The organism is Actibacterium ureilyticum (assembly GCF_002285435.1).
In the GTDB taxonomy this organism is placed as follows: domain Bacteria; phylum Pseudomonadota; class Alphaproteobacteria; order Rhodobacterales; family Rhodobacteraceae; genus Actibacterium_C; species Actibacterium_C ureilyticum.
Genome location: NZ_NSBT01000018.1, coordinates 210,618 through 228,499 on the forward strand (window position 1 = coordinate 210,618; position 17,882 = coordinate 228,499).

At 65.5% G+C, this 17,882-nt stretch carries 16 protein-coding genes; 10 read left to right on the forward strand and 6 right to left on the reverse strand.

Annotation, left to right across the window (positions count from 1 at the left end):
• The first annotated feature begins 1 nt into the window (after position 1).
• Positions 2-2,770 carry a formate dehydrogenase subunit alpha gene (fdhF, locus tag CLM60_RS03900; RefSeq protein ID WP_095587854.1) on the forward strand — a complete coding sequence of 923 codons (2,769 nt, stop codon included), beginning with the start codon at positions 2-4 and terminating at the stop codon, positions 2,768-2,770.
• Between the two features lie 8 nt (positions 2,771-2,778).
• Here fdhF and CLM60_RS03905 read toward each other — a convergent pair whose 3' ends face one another.
• The gene (locus CLM60_RS03905; RefSeq protein ID WP_095587855.1) at positions 2,779-4,749 is read right to left on the reverse strand and encodes a sensor histidine kinase; all 1,971 of its coding nucleotides are present in this window, start codon (positions 4,747-4,749) and stop codon (positions 2,779-2,781) included.
• Between the two features lie 219 nt (positions 4,750-4,968).
• Here CLM60_RS03905 and CLM60_RS03910 point away from each other — a divergent pair, with 219 nt between their 5' ends.
• The 3 genes from CLM60_RS03910 to CLM60_RS03920 are packed head-to-tail and all read left to right on the forward strand — an operon-like array spanning position 4,969 to position 7,189.
• The gene (locus tag CLM60_RS03910; RefSeq protein WP_095587856.1) at positions 4,969-5,673 is read left to right on the forward strand and encodes an ABC transporter permease; all 705 of its coding nucleotides are present in this window, start codon (positions 4,969-4,971) and stop codon (positions 5,671-5,673) included.
• Entirely contained in the window at positions 5,670-6,383 is a 714-nt protein-coding gene (locus CLM60_RS03915) for an ATP-binding cassette domain-containing protein (RefSeq protein WP_176473778.1), read from the forward strand. Before CLM60_RS03910 ends, CLM60_RS03915 begins: the two co-directional genes overlap by 4 nt.
• Positions 6,380-7,189 (forward strand): ABC transporter substrate-binding protein, encoded by an 810-nt coding sequence (locus CLM60_RS03920; RefSeq protein ID WP_095587857.1) that lies wholly within the window; start codon positions 6,380-6,382, stop codon positions 7,187-7,189. The genes CLM60_RS03915 and CLM60_RS03920 overlap by 4 nt, the downstream gene beginning before the upstream one ends.
• Before the next feature lie 31 nt (positions 7,190-7,220).
• Here CLM60_RS03920 and CLM60_RS03925 read toward each other — a convergent pair whose 3' ends face one another.
• Genes CLM60_RS03925 through CLM60_RS03940 form a run of 4 tightly spaced genes read right to left on the reverse strand, consistent with a single transcriptional unit; the run spans position 7,221 to position 9,662 of the window.
• Entirely contained in the window at positions 7,221-7,700 is a 480-nt protein-coding gene (locus CLM60_RS03925) for a DUF6505 family protein (protein ID WP_095587858.1), read from the reverse strand.
• A complete protein-coding gene (locus CLM60_RS03930; protein ID WP_095587859.1) occupies positions 7,697-8,404 on the reverse strand; it encodes a biotin/lipoate--protein ligase family protein in 708 nt (235 codons plus the stop codon). The genes CLM60_RS03925 and CLM60_RS03930 overlap by 4 nt, the downstream gene beginning before the upstream one ends.
• Positions 8,401-9,465 (reverse strand): Mrp/NBP35 family ATP-binding protein, encoded by a 1,065-nt coding sequence (locus CLM60_RS03935; RefSeq protein WP_095588016.1) that lies wholly within the window; start codon positions 9,463-9,465, stop codon positions 8,401-8,403. Before CLM60_RS03935 ends, CLM60_RS03930 begins: the two co-directional genes overlap by 4 nt.
• A gap of 5 nt (positions 9,466-9,470) precedes the next feature.
• Positions 9,471-9,662 (reverse strand): DUF6494 family protein, encoded by a 192-nt coding sequence (locus tag CLM60_RS03940; RefSeq protein WP_095587860.1) that lies wholly within the window; start codon positions 9,660-9,662, stop codon positions 9,471-9,473.
• A gap of 81 nt (positions 9,663-9,743) precedes the next feature.
• Here CLM60_RS03940 and CLM60_RS03945 point away from each other — a divergent pair, with 81 nt between their 5' ends.
• Positions 9,744-10,469: a c-type cytochrome gene (locus tag CLM60_RS03945; protein ID WP_095587861.1), complete on the forward strand. Its 726-nt coding sequence runs from the start codon at positions 9,744-9,746 to the stop codon at positions 10,467-10,469.
• Here CLM60_RS03945 and CLM60_RS03950 read toward each other — a convergent pair.
• Complete coding sequence (locus tag CLM60_RS03950) at positions 10,463-12,412, reverse strand: 4Fe-4S binding protein (protein ID WP_095588017.1); 1,950 nt, start codon at positions 12,410-12,412, stop codon at positions 10,463-10,465. The genes CLM60_RS03945 and CLM60_RS03950 overlap by 7 nt on opposite strands.
• Positions 12,413-12,783: 371 nt before the next feature.
• Between CLM60_RS03950 and CLM60_RS03955 the strand changes: the two genes are divergently transcribed.
• The 5 genes from CLM60_RS03955 to CLM60_RS03975 all read left to right on the forward strand — a co-directional run bounded on the left by CLM60_RS03955 (position 12,784) and on the right by CLM60_RS03975 (position 17,870).
• On the forward strand, positions 12,784-13,317 hold the full coding sequence (locus CLM60_RS03955; protein ID WP_095588018.1) for a DUF3305 domain-containing protein: 534 nt from the start codon (positions 12,784-12,786) through the stop codon (positions 13,315-13,317).
• Entirely contained in the window at positions 13,314-13,892 is a 579-nt protein-coding gene (locus CLM60_RS21060; RefSeq protein WP_095587862.1) for a DUF3306 domain-containing protein, read from the forward strand. Before CLM60_RS03955 ends, CLM60_RS21060 begins: the two co-directional genes overlap by 4 nt.
• Positions 13,892-14,497, forward strand: a complete 606-nt coding sequence (locus tag CLM60_RS03965) for a TorD/DmsD family molecular chaperone (RefSeq protein ID WP_095587863.1) — start codon at positions 13,892-13,894, stop codon at positions 14,495-14,497. The genes CLM60_RS21060 and CLM60_RS03965 overlap by 1 nt, the downstream gene beginning before the upstream one ends.
• Positions 14,498-14,562: 65 nt before the next feature.
• Positions 14,563-14,748 (forward strand): twin-arginine translocation signal domain-containing protein, encoded by a 186-nt coding sequence (locus tag CLM60_RS03970; RefSeq protein WP_095587864.1) that lies wholly within the window; start codon positions 14,563-14,565, stop codon positions 14,746-14,748.
• Between the two features lie 143 nt (positions 14,749-14,891).
• A complete protein-coding gene (locus tag CLM60_RS03975) occupies positions 14,892-17,870 on the forward strand; it encodes a formate dehydrogenase subunit alpha (protein ID WP_095587865.1) in 2,979 nt (992 codons plus the stop codon).
• Positions 17,871-17,882 lie beyond the last annotated feature (12 nt).

Below are 17,882 nucleotides of genomic sequence, written 5' to 3' on the forward strand. Positions count from 1 at the left end.
CATGGCCGACGGAAACAGCGTCAAGCAGACCAGCTTTACCCTCGACGGGGCCGAGGTCACGGCGTTCGGCGACGAGACCATCTGGGACGTTGCCAAGCGCCAGGGCAAGACGATTCCGCATCTGTGCCACAAGGACGCGACTGGCTATCGCCCCGATGGCAATTGCCGCGCCTGCGTGGTCGAGATCGACGGCGAGCGCACGCTGGCCGCATCCTGCTGCCGCGCGCCTTCCGACGGGATGGTGGTGAAAACCGATAGCGACCGTGCGGTGAAATCCCGCAAACTGGTGATGGAGCTGTTGCTGGCCGACCAGCCGGAACAGAACGCCGCGCATGACAGCGGCTCGCATTTCTGGGACATGGCGGCGGCAAATGGCGTGGAACAGAGCCGTTTTCCCACGATCGAACCCGACCGTATCCCGCTGCTGGATGACAGCCACGTGGCGATGCGGGTGAACCTGGATGCCTGTATTCAATGCGGGCTGTGCGTGCGCGCCTGCCGCGAGGTTCAGGTGAATGATGTGATCGGCATGGCGGGGCGGGGGCACGATGCCTTTCCCAGCTTCGACATGGACGATCCGATGGGCGACAGCACCTGCGTGGCCTGCGGCGAATGCGTGCAGGCCTGCCCGACCGGCGCGCTGATGCCCGCGACCGTGCTGGATGCCGACCAGACCGGCAACAGCCGCGATTTCGACGAAGCGGTGCAAAGCGTCTGTCCGTTCTGCGGCGTGGGCTGCCAGGTCTCGCTGAAGCTGAAGGACGGCAAGGTAAAATATGTCGAGGGGCTGAACGGCCCCGCGAACGAGGGCCGCCTGTGCGTCAAGGGGCGGTTCGGCTTCGATTACATCCACCACCCGCACCGGCTGACCAAACCGCTGATCCGGCGCGATGGGGCGGAAAAGGGTCTGAATGTCGACCCGGCCGATCCCCTGACCCATTTCCGCGAGGCGACCTGGGACGAGGCGCTGGATGCGGCCGCAAACGGGCTCGCGCGCCTGCGCGATCAGGGCGGCCAGACCGTCGCGGGCTTCGGCAGCGCGAAATGCACCAATGAAGAGGCATACCTGTTCCAGAAGCTGATCCGCCAGGGCTTCGGCCACAACAATGTCGATCACTGCACACGGCTTTGCCATGCCTCATCCGTGGCCGCGCTGATGGAAAACGTCGGCTCGGGCGCCGTCACCGCGACCTTTAACGAGATCGAGAATGCCGATGTCGCCATCGTCATCGGCGCCAACCCGATCGAGAACCACCCCGTCGCCGCGACCTATTTCAAGCAGTTCACCAAGCGCGGCGGCAAGCTGATCGTGATGGACCCGCGCGGCGTCGGCCTGCGCCGGTTCGCCACCCACATGCTGCAATTCCGCCCCGGCGCCGATGTGCCGCTGCTGAATGCCATCATGTCGGTGATCGTCGAAGAAGGGCTGTACGATCAGGCCTATATCGACCGCTTCACCGAGAATTGGGAGCATGAAAAGCAGCACCTTGCCGGGTTCGCGCCCGAGGCGATGGAGGATTTGACCGGCATCGACGCCGCCACCATCCGCGCCGCCGCGCGCGATTTTGCCAAGGGCAAGGCGGGCATGATCTTCTGGGGCATGGGCGTGTCGCAGCATATCCACGGCACGGATAACTCGCGCTGTCTGATCAGCCTGGCGCTGATGACCGGCAATGTGGGCAAACCCGGCGCCGGGCTGCACCCGTTGCGCGGGCAGAACAACGTGCAGGGCGCGTCGGATGCCGGGCTGATCCCGATGTTCCTGCCCGATTATCAGGATGTGACCGACGATGGCGTGCGCAGCGCCTTTGCCGAGATCTGGGGCTCGGACGATTTCAGCGCGGAAAAGGGCCTGACCGTGACCGAAATCCTGGACGGCGTTCATGCGGGCGAGATCCGGGGGATGTATATCCTGGGCGAAAACCCCGCCATGTCGGACCCCGACGTGACCCATGCGCGCGAGGCATTGGCCAAGCTGGAGCATCTGGTGGTGCAGGATATCTTCCTGACCGAAACCGCGAACTATGCCGATGTGATCCTGCCCGCCGCCGCGTTTTACGAGAAGAACGGCACCGTCACCAACACCAACCGACAGGTACAGATGGGCCGCGCCGCCGCGACCCCGCCGGGCGAGGCGCGCGAGGATTGGGCGATCACGGTCGAGCTGGCGCAGCGGCTGGGCCTGAACTGGACCTATGCCCACCCGCGCGAGGTTTTCGACGAAATGGCGCGCGGGATGCCGTCGCTCGACAACATCACCTGGGCCCGGCTGGAGAGCGAGGGCGCCGTGACCTATCCCAGCCTGTCGCCCGAGGACCCCGGCCAGGCGATTGTCTTTGGCGACGGGTTCCCGCGCGACGACGGGCGCGCGCGGTTCACCCCGGCCAGTGTCGTGCCGCCCGATGAACAGCCCGATGCGGAATACCCGATGGTGCTGACCACCGGACGGCAGCTGGAACATTGGCACACCGGCTCGATGACCCGGCGCAGCCGGGTGCTGGACGCGGTCGAGCCGCAGGCGAATTGTTCGATGCACCCGTCGACGCTGCGCAAGCTGGGCGTCGAACCGGGCGGGCTGGTCACGCTGGAAACCCGGCGCGGCGCGGTGACCGTGATGGCGCGGGCCGACCGGGCGGTGGCGCCCGACATGGTGTTCCTGCCCTTCGCCTATGTCGAGGCGGCGGCGAATATCCTGACCAACCCCGCGCTTGACCCCTATGGCAAGATCCCCGAGTTCAAATTCGCCGCCGTCCGCGTGAAAGCGGCGTGAAACAGTCCCTATTGCGCGGTAAAACGCGCCTGATCGGCGGCGGGCAACCAGATCCGGAACTCTGCCCCGCCGCCATCGGCATTGCGGGCGGTGATGATCCCGCCCGCCCGCTGGATCAGGCTTTGCGAGATCGACAGGCCCAGCCCCGTCCCCTCGCCCAGCTTGGTGGTAAAGAACGGATCGAACACCGTGTCCAGCTTGTCGGTGGGAATGCCCGGCCCGGTATCGCGCAGGCTCAGGCAGACACCCTCGCGCCCCTCACGCCCTTCTGGCCGCAGGGTCAGATCCAGCCGCCCGGCATCGCCCATCGCCTGTACCGCGTTGACGATCAGGTTGATCACCACCTGCTGCATCTCGCCGGGGTCGATGCGCACGGCGGGCACAGGTTCGATATGGGTGTCGACCTGAATATCGCCCTTGGCCAGCACATGTTCGACCAGCACAAGGCAATCACTGACCACCGGGGCCAGCGCGACGGTCTCGTCATAGCCCGAGAATTCGGACGGGCGGGCGAATTTCAACAGCTTGCCCACGATGGCCGAAATCCGCGTGACCTGTTGGTCGATCAGGTTCAATTCGGTCTGAAGCGGCGCGGCATCCGCGCCCAGGGTTTCGCGGATCACATCGACATTGCCCTGGATGACCGCGACGGGGTTGTTGATCTCGTGCGCGACGCCGGCGGTGATTTCCCCGATCGAGGCCAGCTTTTCGCTCATCACCAATTGGCGATAGGTGCTTTCCAGCTTCTCGTTCGCCTCGCGCAGCTCGGCTGTGCGTTCCTCGACCCGCTGGTTCAGCTCGTCCGCCCAGGCTCGCAACCGGCGGTCGCGGTCCTGCACCTGGTCCAGCAGGTCGTCCAGATGCGCGGCGACCTGGCCGATCTCGTCCCGCGCGCCGGTCAGCGCGTTGCGCGCCGACAGGTCCCCCTGCCCGACCCGGCGCATGGTCTGGGTCATGCGCTCCAGCGGGGCGAAAATCCCCTTGGCCAGCCACAGGAACACCGGTCCGGACAGCGCCAGAACCGCCGCAAACGCCGCCATCATCCACAGATAGGCCGACCGTTTCGCCGCCGTAAATGGCGCCTCGAGGAAACCCACGTAAAGCATCCCCACACGTTCGCCGTAACTGTCGGTCAGCGGCAGATAGCCCGAGATATACCAGTCGTTCACCACGAAAGCCCGGTCCAGCCAGGTTTTCCCGTCGCCCAGAACCGCGCCACGGACCACCGCCGACACACGGGTGCCCAGGGCGCGCACATCCTCGAACAGGCGCACGTTGGTCGACACGCGCACATCGTCCAGAAACAGCGTCGCGGTGCCCTGTCGGTCGCCGCCGGTGACGGCGTTCAGATAGACCAGCGCGTTGATCGTATCGATGAAATCCAGATTGCGGTTCAACAGGATGCCGCCGACCAACACCCCCTCTTGCCCCGCCAGGTGAACAGGGCTGGCCGCATGCACGACCATGCCGCGATCCTCGGCCATGCGCGCGCTGGGCACGGCGGCTTCGGTGTCGATCAGGTCAATCCGCGCGCGCCCCGCCAGATCGCCGGGAAACCGCGCCAGATCGCCCGCCGCGAAAATGTCGATCTGGGTGTCGGACCGCCCGTTCAGCGCGGTTGCGATCACCGGCCAGCGCGCCGCGTCCTCGATCGCGTTCTCTTCGGGCAGGTAATACAGGAAATCCAGCGCCAATTCATCTCTCTTCCGGCGGAAAAAGGCGGTTTCGGCATTGCGGTCCTCGCCCAGGACCTGTGCGAATTCGGCCGATTCCGCGACGCCCTTCAACTCGTCGCCGGTCGCGGTCATGATCCGGGCCAGGTATTGTTCGGCGATCCGCAGATCGCTTTCGACATTGGCGATCAACACCTTGTCATAATCCGAGGTCCAGCGCGTCATGCCCAGCAACAACAGAAGCGGCATCAACAGAACCAGCGGGGCAAGCGCCAGAACCAGCAGGCGCAGGCGAACGGTTGTCATCGGCGGACCTCCCTGCAGGACCGGTGCGCCACAGCCTAGCGCCCCCACCGTCCCGATGCCAAGCCCCGCCGCCGCGCGGACATTCTGTCCCGCCCGGAACGCCGTGGGCCGGATCGGCGGGACAACCTGCCCAAATATGCGAAATCGCCCGGAAATCCGGTGGCACGCGGCGGGCGCGCATGCTTTGGTCGGGTCGAAGAGGGGGAGGTTCATCGGCGCATGACCGATCTGTGGGACGGGCTGGCACAGGCGCTGTGGCTGGTCGCGACATTCGATCCCGAGCTTGTGGAAATCGCCGCGCGGTCCTTGCGGGTGACGCTCAGCGCGCTGGTCGTCGCCTCGGCCATCGCGATGCCGCTGGCCGCGCTGCTGGCGGTGCGCCGGTTCCGCTGGCGGCGGGTGATCATCGCCATCCTGAACGCGCTGATGGGCTTGCCGCCGGTGGTGGTCGGTCTGGTGGTTTACGTGATGCTGTCGCGCGCGGGGCCGTTCGGGGTGCTGGGGCTGCTGTTCACCCCCACCGCGATGATCATCGCGCAGGTCATCATCATCGTGCCGCTGATTGCCAGCATCGCGCACCAGTCGCTGCGCGATCTGTGGCAGGACTACCATGACCTGCTGATTTCGATGAACGTGACCCAGTGGCAGAAGATCCGCACGCTGCTGTGGGACACACGCCGCGCCCTTCTGACCGCCGCGCTGGCCGGGTTCGGCCGTGCGATTGGCGAGGTCGGAGCGATCATGATCGTAGGCGGCAATATCGACCATGCCACACGTGTCCTGACGACCGCCATCGCGCTGGAAACCGGCAAGGGCGATTTCGCGCTGGCACTGGCGCTGGGCTTTGTGCTGATCGGGCTGGCGGTGGCGGTGAACCTGGCGATCCACTGGCTCAGCCGGACAGAACGGGAGGGCCGGTGGTGAGCGATCTGTTCCCCCTGACCGTCCGGGGCGCCACGACGCGGCGCCGGGGCAAGGTGCTGGTCGGGCCCGTCGATCTGACGCTTTCGGGTAATGGCGCCTGTGTGGTGATCGGGCCCAACGGATCGGGAAAAACGACCCTGTTACGCCTGCTTCATGGGGCGGCTCGGCTGTCGTCAGGCACGATCGACTGGGCCTGCCCGATGGCTAAGGCCCGGCGCGCACAGGCCTTTGTGTTCCAGCGCCCGGTGATGCTGCGCCGGTCGGTTCTGGACAACATCGCCTATCCGCTGATCATCCGCGGCACATCCCGCGCCCAGGCCCGGGCACAGGCGCGCGACTGGGCCGAACGGGTGGGGCTGGGCGATATGCTGGACCGGGCCGCGCCGGTTCTGTCGGGCGGCGAGCAGCAGAAGCTTGCCCTGGCGCGCGCGCTGATCGGCCAGCCCAAGTTGCTGTTTCTGGATGAACCCTGCACCGCGCTGGATGGCAGCGCGATGCGCGAGATCGAACAGATCCTGACCGATGCCAAAGCCGCCGGCACGCGGCTGATCCTGTCGACCCATGACATGGGACAGGCGCGGCGTCTGGCCGATCAGGTGGTGTTTTTGTTGCGCGGACAAGTCCACGAATCCGGCCCGGCGGCCGAATTCTTTGAAACCCCCCGCACCGAACAGGCGCGGGCATTCCTGAAGGGAGATATTGTCGAATGATACGGAAATTCCTGATCGGCATCGCGGCCCTGTGTTTCGCGCAGGCGGCACTGGCGGCGGATGTCATGAAAATGGCGGTCACCACCTCATTTCACAATTCTGGGCTGGCCGAGGTGCTGTTGCCCGAAATCATGAAGGACCTGGATCTGGAGGTGCAGTTGCTGGTCGTCGGCACCGGGCAGGCGCTGAAACTGGGCCGCGCGGGCGATGTGGATGCGATCCTGGTGCATTCCAAGGCGGCCGAGGAGGTGTTCGTCGCCGAGGGGTTCGGCACCCACCGGCGCGAGATCATGTATAACGATTTCGTCTTTATCGGCCCGTCGGCGGACCCCGCCGCGATTGCCGGGGCCGACAGCGCCGCCGCGTCGCTGCAAAAGATCGCCACGGCTCAGGCGCCTTTCGTCAGCCGGGGCGATGACAGCGGCACCCACAAGAAGGAACTGAGCCTGTGGGTCGCCGCCGGGTTGGAGCCCGCCGCGTTCGGCGACTGGTACAAGGCCGTCGGCGCCGGGATGGGCGCGGCGTTGAACACCGCGTCGGGGATGAACGCCTATATCTTGTCGGACCGGGCCAGCTGGCTGAATTTCGGCAACAAGGGCGATCTGGCGCTGCTTTATTCCGGCGATCCGGTGCTTTTCAACCAATACGCCTATCTGCCGGTGAACCCCGCGCTGCACAGCCACGTCAAAACCGATCTGGCCCAGAAGTTGGAGGATTGGCTGGTCTCGGACCGCGCCAAGGAATTGATCGACAGCTATCAGATCAATGGCGAGACCTTGTTCGTGTTCAACGCGAAGCCCGAATAAAACTTCACTGATCCGCCTGAAAACGGGCGGATCAGTCGTCTAACGACCCGTGTATCGCGAATTGGTCCAACCCCGCATCCTGGGGTTGGATCACGCGAAACGCCTCTTTCACGCCGGCCTCGGTCAGTTCACGCGCCACGGTCAGCAGGGTGTTGGGATCGTGATCGGCGCACAACTCGACCATCTGCGCGATTTCCTCCTGCGCGACGGGCAGGGCGGCCTCGACCGACGGGGCGCCATAATAGGTCACGAAATGCTGGGCCAGCGCGCGGGTCAGCGCCTCTAGCTCCGCCGGTTCGACCTGTGTGACGGCCACGAATGTCACGCGCCCGCCGGTTTCCAGCCCCAGCCAGCCATTGGCAAAGGCCTGCCGCGCCTTGCCGGTCAAATCGCCCTCGGTCCAGTTCGAAAACTCGAACCCGCCCGATATGCACCATTCGGATGTGCGCGCGGGGCTGGCATAGACGCGCTGATCGCTTTCGTCGAAATGGATGGCACGGGCCAGGTTCATGGGGCGTCCTCCAAAAGGGTCGTAAGCGCGATCAGATGTGTTTCGCCCGCATCGTCGCGCAGCAGCATCCCGAAATCCTCGTCCACACCCATGAAAGTACCGCTGAACCCGTCGCGGGCAACCGCATCGCCGATCCCATGCACCAGCCCGCGCCATTCGGCATGCAGGGCGCGCGGGCCGTCCTGTTCCCACCGGGCGATCCAATGCAGGCTGTGACGCGCCCAGGCCTCGATCAGCGTGTCGGGCGCGACATCGGCGCAGCCCTCGGCGTAAAGTGCGGTCTGGTCGGGGGTCGCGCCGGTATCGGCGCTGGCGGGCAGCAGCGGCAGCGTGAACCCCACCACCAGCCAATCGGGCACCGCCGCGGGATCGGTGCCAGCGGCCAGCACCCGGAACCGCCCGCAGGCGGCCCCATTCACACGGATGCCACCATCCCAGCCCAGATGCACCGCGACCTCGGGCGGGGCCAGCGCGCCCAAGGCATTTTGCAGCCCCACGCCACAGACCGGAAGCATCGCCATGGCCTGCGCCAGCGGGACCTCGGGCGCGAAGACAAGGGCGCCCTGAACCCTGTCGGCGCGGATGGAATGCGTCACCAATCCAGCGTCACAGCCCATGATCGCCCGCATACAGGCATGTTCGACGGCATCGCCCGGCGCGGCTTCGCCCCACATCAGCGGCGGCAATGTCAACGTGTCGGTCATGCCGCGCCCCGGGCGACCAGATCGGCGGCGATCTTCTGAAACACCTGCGCCTGTGGGCTGTCGGGGGCGCTGACGGTGATCGGGGCGCCGCCATCGGCGGCCAGCCGCACCTGCAGGTCCAGCGGCACCTCGGCCAGCAGCGGAACGCCCAGCTTCTCGGCCTCGCGCGCGACGCCGCCATGTCCAAAGACATGTTCCTCGTGCCCGCAATTGGAACAAATATGCGTCGACATGTTTTCGATCATGCCCAGCAGCGGCACGTTCAGCTGTTTGAACATGTCGATCCCCTTGCGCGCATCCAGCAGCGCCACGTCCTGCGGGGTCGACACGATGATCGCGCCATCGACCTGGGCCTTTTGTGCCAGCGTCATCTGCACATCGCCGGTGCCGGGGGGCAGGTCGACCAGCAGAACATCCAGCGCGCCCCATTGGACCTGCATCATCATCTGTTGCAGCGCCCCCATCAGCATCGGGCCACGCCAGATCACGGCCTGATCCTCGTTCGTCATCAGCCCGATCGACATCATGGTGACGCCGTGGTTGCGCATCGGCAGGATCGTCTTGCCATCCGGGCTGGCCGGGCGGCCCGAAACGCCCAGCATCCGCGGCTGCGACGGGCCGTAGACATCGGCATCCAGCAGCCCCACGCGCCGCCCCTGTTGCGCCAGCGCGCAGGCCAGGTTGGCGGACACCGCGGATTTACCCACGCCGCCCTTGCCACTGGCAATCGCGACGATCCGGTCGACGCCGGGGATCTTTTGCGGGCCCGTGGGCTGCGCGGGCCGTTTCGGGCGCAGCTCGGGCGGGGCTTTTTCGGTGTGGCCGGTCATCACGATGGACACGGTTTCAACCCCATCCAGCCGGGACAGAGCCTGTTCCGCCGCGCTTTTGACGGCCGAAAACGCATCGGCGTGCTGCGGCGGGATTTCCATGACAAAGCGCACCGCCCCGCCATCCACCTGCAACGCGCGGACCACGCCGCTGGCCATGATATCGCCCCCGGCGACCGGATCGGTCACCGTTTTCAGGACCGCTAGCACCTGTTCCCTTGTCACGCTCACGGGGGTCACGCGCCGCCCTGGATGGTGCCGGTGACCTCATGCGTCAGGTCCAGCGCGTCGATGGTGATCACCGCCTTGACCGCGTAGGTCTCGCCGGGTTTGCCGCCATTGCGCATCGCCTCTTCGATGGCCTGCTGCGAGGTCACGCCGACCTGCTTCAGGAATTTCCGCATCGACATGTTGAAATCGTCGCTCATTTTCGCCTCCTTCAAGGATTATTGACGCGCGCCCGTCGCGGCCCCTAGGCTGACACGATGGGAGGATTGCGCAGATTGTTCATGGCTCTGCTGTGGGCCATTGTGCCGATGGCCGGTCAGGCCGACGAGCGGCTGGTGCGTCTGCACGCCCCCGACAGCCTGATCGAGACCGGCCTGTTCCAGCATATCCTGCCGCGCTTTTCGCTGAAAACGCAAATCCGTGTGGTGCTGGACCCAGTGCCGCAGCAGGCGGATGTGGTTCTGGGGGATGCGGGGCGCCCGCTGTTCCAGGGGCTTGGGCAGACCTGGCACCTGTCGCTGCGCGACCGCGATCACACGGGCAGCGCGCGGTTTGACACATGGCTGCGGTCCGATGTTGGCCAGCGCACAATCTTGGGGTTTGCGCCGGGCGGACAGGCGCTGTTCGCACCGCCCGACCGTGTTGCGACCGCAACCGCGCCCGCGCAGATGGATGGCGACGCGGTGATCGGACAACAGGTCGCGCGGGACAGTTGCGCGCGCTGTCATGTCGTCGATCCCGGGCCGGGCATGGCGGGCATCGGCTCGACCCCCAGCTTTGCGGTGCTGCGCAGCCTGACGGATTGGGAGGCACGGTTCAGTGCCTTTTACGCCCTGAAACCGCATGCGGCCTTTACCCAGATCACCGATGTCACGCCGCCTTTCCCGCAGGAAAGCCCGCCGCCCATCGTCCCGATCGAGCTGACGTTGGATCAGGTCGATGCGGTGCTGGCCTATGTCGCCGTGATGCAGGCGGCAGATCTTGGGGCGCCCTTGCAGCATCAGTGATCCCGGCGCTTCGACAGGTAATCTTCGGTCGTGCGCGGGCGCGGGCGCTCGCCCCCGGCGAAGGGGTTGTCGTCGGAATGGAACTGCGCGTTGACGCGGCAATTGTCGCACATCTGGATCATCTTGATCTTGTCACCGCCCGCGAACATCGCATGGGCCGACAGCTTTTCGGTGATGCGGTCGATGGTGGATTTGACCCCGAACAGCGCACCGCATTCGATACAGGCAAAGGGCTCCTCCTCGTGCAGGACGCGCTGGGTCAGCGCGGCATCGGTCAGGTCCAGCCGGGGGGCATAGGTGATCGCATCCTCGGGGCAGATATTGGCGCAGAGCCCGCATTGCAGGCAGGCGTCCTCCTGGAATCTCAGCTGCGGCGCGTCCGGGTTGTCGCCCAACGCGCCTGAGGGGCAAAGCGACACACAAGACAGGCAGAGCGTGCAGGCATCGGTATCGACCAGCACCGCGCCATAGGGGGCACCGGCGGGCAGGTCCAGCGCGTCGATCCCCGGATGCAGCGCGCGCGCGGCCTGGCGCGTGATCTGGCGCCGCGTGCCCATGGGCCGGACCGGCGTGGTCAGGGGCGCGGGCGCGGTTTCGTCAAACAGGCGGTCCGACAAAGCATCGGGGTCCGACAGGTCCAGCAGCGTGACGGTATCGGCCCCGCCGATGGCTTGGGCCAGGGCGATTTGTGTCTCTAACCCGCCCAAATCCGCGCCCGGACCCGGCAGGATCGACACCGATGCAAACCCGGCAGCCAGTGCCGCGACAGCCTCGGCGTGGCCAAAGGCGCCGATGGCGGGCAGCTCCAGCGGGATCACATCGGCGGGCAGCCCGCGCCCATGCCGGGCGCTCAGGCGGATCATCTCGGCCCCATGCGCATCATGGGCCAGAAGCCGCGGCGCGGTGCCGCCGGCGTTTAGAAAAGCGCTGGCCAGCGTCTGTATGCGCCGCATGGTCAGGTCGACCGCCGGCGCGTCATAGGAAATCGCCCCCGACGGACAGGCCGCCGAACAGGCCCCGCACCCGGCACAGATCATCGGGTCGACGACCACATGGTCCCCGCCCGGCACAATTGCCCCGGTGGGACACAGGTCCAGACAGCGGGTGCAGCCGGTCTGTTCGGCACGGCTGTGGGCGCAAAGCAGCGGTTCGGTCCGCACGTAAAGCGGCTTTTCGAACGTGCCGACCAAATGCGATGCCGCCAGAATCGCGGCGGACACCGCAGGCGGGTGGCCGGGATCGGCGCGCAGATACCCCTCGCGCTTTTCCGGGGCTGGAAACAGCGGATCGGTCCCGCGCAGGTCCAGGATCACGTCGCATTCCGACACGCCGCCATCGCGCGGTGGCGTCAGGGTGAACGCGCCCCGCCCGCCCGGCTCGACCTGTTGCAGCGCGTCGATGGTGACGGCAAAGCCACCCAACGCGCCCTGCGCGCGGCGCAGCCTGCCGATCATCACGTCGAAGTCGCGGCTGTCGGGCAGATCGTCGGCCGCATCAAGCAGGACGGTAACGCCCAGATGATCCTGCAGCGCCTGTGCGGCCTGCAACGCGACGGGCGCGGGCCCCATGATCAGGCACAGCCCCTGCGAGACCACGTCGATGGATTTCCCGGCATCGGCAGGCAGCAGCGCCTCGGCCACCAAGGCGGACATTTTGGGCAAGGTCGGCGCGGTATCGGCGGTCCATCCCGCCCGGTCGCGCAGGTCCAGCGTCGCCGGTGCGGGCAGCTCCAGATCGTCGGCCAGGGCCTCGAACACGCGGGCTTCCTGGGTGCAGCAAAAAAGTGAATCACCCTGCGTCAAGGCGGCGGCGGCGCGGTTGATCTGGGTGGTGCAAAGCGCCGAACAGACCGGGGCGACATCCAGACCTGTGGCTTGGGACAGCCCCGCCGCATCCAGGCTCTGACTGCCCAGACAATCGCATAAAATCAGGTGCTTAGCCATGTGTTCCTTCCCGCCGATCATGGTGTTTCTTCGGCCCAACGGTGCCCCCGTTTTGCAAAATGCTAGACATGATTCGCCCAGGCTCACAACCGGTTTTCCGATGGGCGGGCCGCGCGGGTTCCCGACCGGCTGGCCGAAAACGCGGCGGGTGATTCGGTTTTCGCGGTGGCGTGAAAATACCGACAGAAATGATCGGGTTAGACATTTCGACCTTACGGCCCGCCGACCCCCCTGTGGCCTGCCCAAATTGTCCGGCATCGGGCCAAGTGACGGCGATTGCGCAGAAATCCCTTTGCCCCGTGCGCCCCACGGACCAAGCTGGGGGCGGGAGGTTTTTCGGTTTGATCCACAATCCGAACATGTATCGCACGATGCCGGTTGGAATTGTCCTGAAGAAGGCACCCGGCGTCACGCGATGGGTGCGCTGGCACTGGTCCGCGACGGCCGTGCTGCCCGGGGCTGGCCCCGCGCATTGGCATGTGCTGCGCCGAGAGGGCGATGCCGTGGAATACCACGCCGCGACCGTGACGCTGGAACTGCACGGCGCCGAGACCGAGGCCTATCTGCATGGGCTGACGGCAGAGATCCCCAGCCTCTATGTCGTCATGCGCGAGGCCGAGGGCGATTTGCCGATCGAGGTGCTTCTGGCCACCGCCTCGCCCTATGAGGCGCAGGATTACACCGACAGCGGCGAAGAGATCGTGGAAAAGGTGCCGATGCCACACGGGCTGGTGGCGTGGGTGCGCGACTTCGTCGAGGAATACCATCAGGAAGAGGCCTTCGTGAAGCGCAGGCGCGACAAGAAGCGGATCGACCTGGTTCAGGATGGCATCGGCGACCCGCGCATCGGCAAGGCGGCGGATATCTATGCCTCGCCCGGGTTGAAGCGGAGGCGTCTGCAATGAGCCGGTCCGATTTCTGGTCACGCCGCAAATCCGCGGTCGAGGCAGAGGCCCGCGCCGCGGCAGAGGCCGACACCGCCACACTTGCCGCCCAAGAGCAAGAGGCGCTGGAGGCACGCGACGATGCCGAATTGCTGGCCGAGGCCGGGCTGCCCGCGCCCGAGGCGCTGGAACATCCCGAGCAGGTTCAGGAATTCCTGCGCGCCGCCCTGCCCAACCGGCTGAAGACCCGCGCGCTGCGGCAATTGTGGCGCCTGAATCCGGTGCTGGCCAATGTCGACGGGCTGGTCGAATATGGCGAGGATTTCACCGACAGCGCGACCGTGGTCGAAAACCTGCAAACCGTCTATCAGGTGGGCAAGGGGATGATCACCCGGATCGCCGAACTGGCCGAAGATCCCGCGCCGGACCCGGTCGATGAATCCACTGAGCCGGTCGAGCCCGTGGCATTGCAGCCCGCCCCGCCGGTTGCGGCCACCGATGCGGCGCCAATACCGGAATTCGACGAGGAATACGTCACTCTTCCAGCGCAAAAGCGCCGGATGCAGTTCCATTTCGACCCCGAGAGAGGAGCGTGATGAACATCGCCACTCAGCCACAGATCCCTGACGAGGACCGCCTGCGTGCGGATCTTTACAATTATCTGGGGGTGATCCTGTCGGCGCCGCCCGATCAGATGATGCTGGACCAGACCGCGGGGCTGTCGGGGGACGAAACGCCGCTGGGTCAGGCCGTTGGCGCGCTGTCGAAACTGGCGCGGATCACCAAGCCGAAATCGGTCGAAAGCGAGTTCAACAGGCTGTTCATCGGCTTGGGGCGGGGCGAGCTTCTGCCCTATGCCAGCTATTACCTGACCGGGTTTCTGAACGAAAAGCCGCTGGCCCTGTTGCGGCAGGATATGGCGGCGCAGGGGCTGGCGCGGGCCGAGACCGTGTTCGAGCCCGAGGACAACATCGCCAGCCTGCTGGAGATGATGGGTGCGCTGATCGTTGGCCGCTTTGGCACTCCGGCCGATCTGGCGGCGCAAAAGACGTTCTTCAACCGGCATATCGGGCCGTGGGCCAGCCATTTCTTCACCGATCTGGAGGGGGCCAAGAATTCGGTCTTCTACGCGCCGGTCGGCACGGTGGGGCGTGTCTTCATGGAGATCGAGGCCGAAGCGTTTCGCATGATCTCGGACTGACCGGGGCGCGGAATTTACGAATTGCAGCGGCGGGCAACCGTCACAAAACGAAAGGAGACAGCAGCATGAAGACTGACGAAGGCGCCTCGCGCCGGGAGTTCCTGAAACTGGCCGGAACGGCAGCGCCCGCAGCGGCAGTGGCGGTCACGGTCAGCGGGTCCCGGGCCGATGCGGCCGAACCCGATCCGGCATCGGACCGGATGCAGGACACCGCGCATACGCGGGCCTATTTCGCCTCGGCGAAATTCTGAGCGAAGGACAGGGTCCGGGGTGATCCCGGTCCTTGTAATACCGGCCAAAGGCAACCGGTTGCGTGACGCCCGACCGCCTGACAGGCCATGAGCACAACCAAGCCAGCCGCACGCGACGTGCAGCGCGCAAGGGAGAGAGAAACATGTTGAGGAAAAAGACCAACGGGGTTGCGCGACGCCCCCAGCGGACAAGTATCCTGTCCGAGGTGGGCAAAACCTCGGTTGACCGGCGGGCGTTTTTGCGCGGATCCGGTCTGGCGATCGGGGGCCTGGCGGCGATTGCCGCAACCGGCGGAACCGTGACCCAAGCCAAGGCCGCCGGTGCCGCAACCGGCGCAATCGAGCTGAAGAAATCCGTTTGCACCCATTGTTCGGTGGGGTGCACCGTGGTGGCCGAGGTGTCCGATGGCGTCTGGGTCGGGCAAGAGCCCGGCTGGGACAGCCCGTTCAACCTGGGCGCCCATTGCGCCAAGGGCGCATCGGTGCGCGAACACGCCCATGGCGAACGCCGCCTGAAATACCCGATGAAGAAAGAGGGTGGCGAGTGGAAGCGCATCAGCTGGGAACAGGCGATCAACGAGATCGGCGACGGTATGATGAAGATCCGGGACGAAAGCGGCCCGGACAGCGTCTATTGGCTGGGCAGCGCCAAGCACAATAACGAACAGGCCTATCTGTTCCGCAAATTCGCGGCCTATTGGGGCACGAACAACGTGGATCACCAGGCGCGGATCTGCCACTCGACCACCGTGGCGGGCGTTGCGAATACATGGGGCTATGGCGCCATGACCAATTCGTATAACGACATCCACAATTCCAAGGCCATCTTCATCATCGGCGGCAACCCGGCCGAGGCGCATCCCGTCAGCCTGTTGCATGTCCTGCGCGCGAAAGAGCAGAACAACGCGCCGCTGATCGTCTGCGACCCGCGTTTCACGCGCACCGCGGCCCATGCGGATGAATATGTCCGTTTCCGCCCGGGCAGCGATGTGGCGCTGGTCTGGGGTATTCTGTGGCACATCTTCGAAAACGGGTGGGAGGACAAGGAGTTCATCCGCACCCGCGTTTGGGGCATGGACCAGATCCGCGAAGAGGTCGCCAAATGGACGCCCGAGGAGGTCGAGCGTGTGACCGGCACCCCCGGTTCGCAGCTGCGCCGCGTGGCGCGCACCATGGCCAACAACCGTCCCGGCACCGTGATCTGGTGCATGGGCGGCACCCAGCACACCAATGGCAACAACAACACCCGTGCCTATTGCGTGCTGCAGCTGGCGCTGGGCAACATGGGCACATCGGGGGGTGGCACCAACATCTTCCGTGGCCACGACAACGTGCAGGGCGCAACCGACCTGGGCGTTCTGAGCCACACGCTGCCGGGTTACTACGGTCTGACCGCCGGGGCCTGGGGCCACTGGGCACGCGTCTGGGGCGAGGATCCCGAATGGCTGGCCGGACGGTTCGCCAAGACCACCGGCGCCGATGGCAAGGAAAAGTCGCTTCAGAACCTGACCGGCATCCCGGTCAGCCGCTGGATCGACGGCGTGCTGGAAGACCCCGCAAACACGGACAACCCCGACAAGGTGCGGGCGATGGTCCTGTGGGGGCACGCGCCGAACTCGCAAACCCGCATGGTCGAGATGAAGAAGGCCATGGAAATGCTGGACATGATGGTCGTAATCGACCCCTATCCCACCGTTTCCGCGGTGCTGCATGACCGGACCGACGGGGTTTACCTGTTGCCGGCGGCGACGCAGTTCGAAACCCATGGCTCTGTCACCGCGTCGAACCGGTCGATCCAGTGGCGCGAGCAGGTGGTCGATCCGCTGTTCGAAAGCAAGCCCGATCACGAGATCATCGGCCTTTTCGCGCAGAAGTTCGGCTTTCACGACCGGCTGTTCCGCAACATTGCGATCGAAGACGATGGCGTGACCCCGAATATCGAGGACACGCTGCGCGAGATCAACACCGGCATGTGGACCGTCGGCTATACCGGGCAAAGCCCGGAGCGGCTGAAGCTGCACATGGCCAACCAGCACACGTTCGACCGCACGACGTTGCAGGCGGTGGGCGGCCCGGCCGATGGCGATTACTATGGTCTGCCATGGCCGTGCTGGGGCACGCCCGAGATGAACCATCCCGGCACGCCCAACCTCTATGACATGTCGAAACCGGTGGCCGAAGGCGGCCTGACCTTCCGCGCCCGTTTCGGGGTGGAACGCGATGGCGACAACCTGCTGGCCGAAGGGGTTTATTCGGCCGGGTCCGAGATCGAGGACGGGTATCCCGAGTTCACCTATCAGATGCTCAAGGATCTGGGGTGGCACACCGATCTGGAACCGTGGGAGCAGGCCTTTATCGCCAAGGCGGCGGGTGTGGATGGCTTTGCCGACTATACCAAAGAGGTCGGCGAGGCCGGCATGTCGCCCTTCCCGTCGGATTATGACGACAAGGTGGCCAAGGTGAACTGGAAAACCGACCTGTCGGGCGGTATCCAGCGGGTGGCGATCAAGCATGGCTGTGCGCCCTTTGGCAATGCCAAGGCGCGGGCGGTCGTGTGGACCTTCCCCGATCCGATACCGGTCCACCGCGAGCCGCTTTACACCAACCGGCGCGACCTGGTGGCGGATTACCCGACCTATGAGGACCGGAAATTCTATCGTCTGCCGACGATGTATGCCTCGATCCAGAAACAGGATTTCAGCAAGGATTATCCGATCATCCTGACCTCGGGGCGTCTGGTCGAATACGAGGGGGGCGGGGATGAAACCCGGTCCAACCCGTGGCTGGCCGAGCTGCAACAGGACATGTTCATCGAGATCAACCCGCGGGATGCCAACAACCTGGGTGTGCGCGACGGCGCGCAATGCTGGGTCGAAGGTCCCGAGGGCGGCAAGGTCAAGGTCATGGCGATGGTGACCGAACGGGTGGGCGAGGGCGTGGCCTTTATGCCCTTCCACTTCGGCGGCCATTTCCAGGGCGAAGACCTCAGGTCGAAATATCCCGACGGGTCCGATCCGTATGTCCTGGGCGAAAGCACCAACACCGCCCAGACCTATGGCTACGACTCGGTCACCCAGATGCAGGAGACCAAGTGTACCCTGTGCAAGATCATGCCAGCGTAAGGAGGAAAGAGA

Excerpts from the sequence above, each read along its gene's own strand:
- CLM60_RS03945 (WP_095587861.1), top strand. The coding sequence starts at position 9,744 with ATGGCTCTGCTGTGGGCCATTGTGCCGATGGCCGGTCAGGCCGACGAG.
- CLM60_RS03940 (WP_095587860.1), bottom strand. The coding sequence starts at position 9,662 with ATGAGCGACGATTTCAACATGTCGATGCGGAAATTCCTGAAGCAGGTC.
- CLM60_RS21060 (WP_095587862.1), top strand. The coding sequence starts at position 13,314 with ATGAGCCGGTCCGATTTCTGGTCACGCCGCAAATCCGCGGTCGAGGCA.
- CLM60_RS03910 (WP_095587856.1), top strand. The coding sequence starts at position 4,969 with ATGACCGATCTGTGGGACGGGCTGGCACAGGCGCTGTGGCTGGTCGCG.
- CLM60_RS03965 (WP_095587863.1), top strand. The coding sequence starts at position 13,892 with ATGAACATCGCCACTCAGCCACAGATCCCTGACGAGGACCGCCTGCGT.
- CLM60_RS03975 (WP_095587865.1), top strand. The coding sequence starts at position 14,892 with ATGTTGAGGAAAAAGACCAACGGGGTTGCGCGACGCCCCCAGCGGACA.
- CLM60_RS03920 (WP_095587857.1), top strand. The coding sequence starts at position 6,380 with ATGATACGGAAATTCCTGATCGGCATCGCGGCCCTGTGTTTCGCGCAG.
- CLM60_RS03950 (WP_095588017.1), bottom strand. The coding sequence starts at position 12,412 with ATGGCTAAGCACCTGATTTTATGCGATTGTCTGGGCAGTCAGAGCCTG.
- CLM60_RS03905 (WP_095587855.1), bottom strand. The coding sequence starts at position 4,749 with ATGACAACCGTTCGCCTGCGCCTGCTGGTTCTGGCGCTTGCCCCGCTG.
- CLM60_RS03925 (WP_095587858.1), bottom strand. The coding sequence starts at position 7,700 with ATGAACCTGGCCCGTGCCATCCATTTCGACGAAAGCGATCAGCGCGTC.
- CLM60_RS03970 (WP_095587864.1), top strand. The coding sequence starts at position 14,563 with ATGAAGACTGACGAAGGCGCCTCGCGCCGGGAGTTCCTGAAACTGGCC.
- fdhF (WP_095587854.1), top strand. The coding sequence starts at position 2 with ATGGCCGACGGAAACAGCGTCAAGCAGACCAGCTTTACCCTCGACGGG.
- CLM60_RS03955 (WP_095588018.1), top strand. The coding sequence starts at position 12,784 with ATGCCGGTTGGAATTGTCCTGAAGAAGGCACCCGGCGTCACGCGATGG.
- CLM60_RS03930 (WP_095587859.1), bottom strand. The coding sequence starts at position 8,404 with ATGACCGACACGTTGACATTGCCGCCGCTGATGTGGGGCGAAGCCGCG.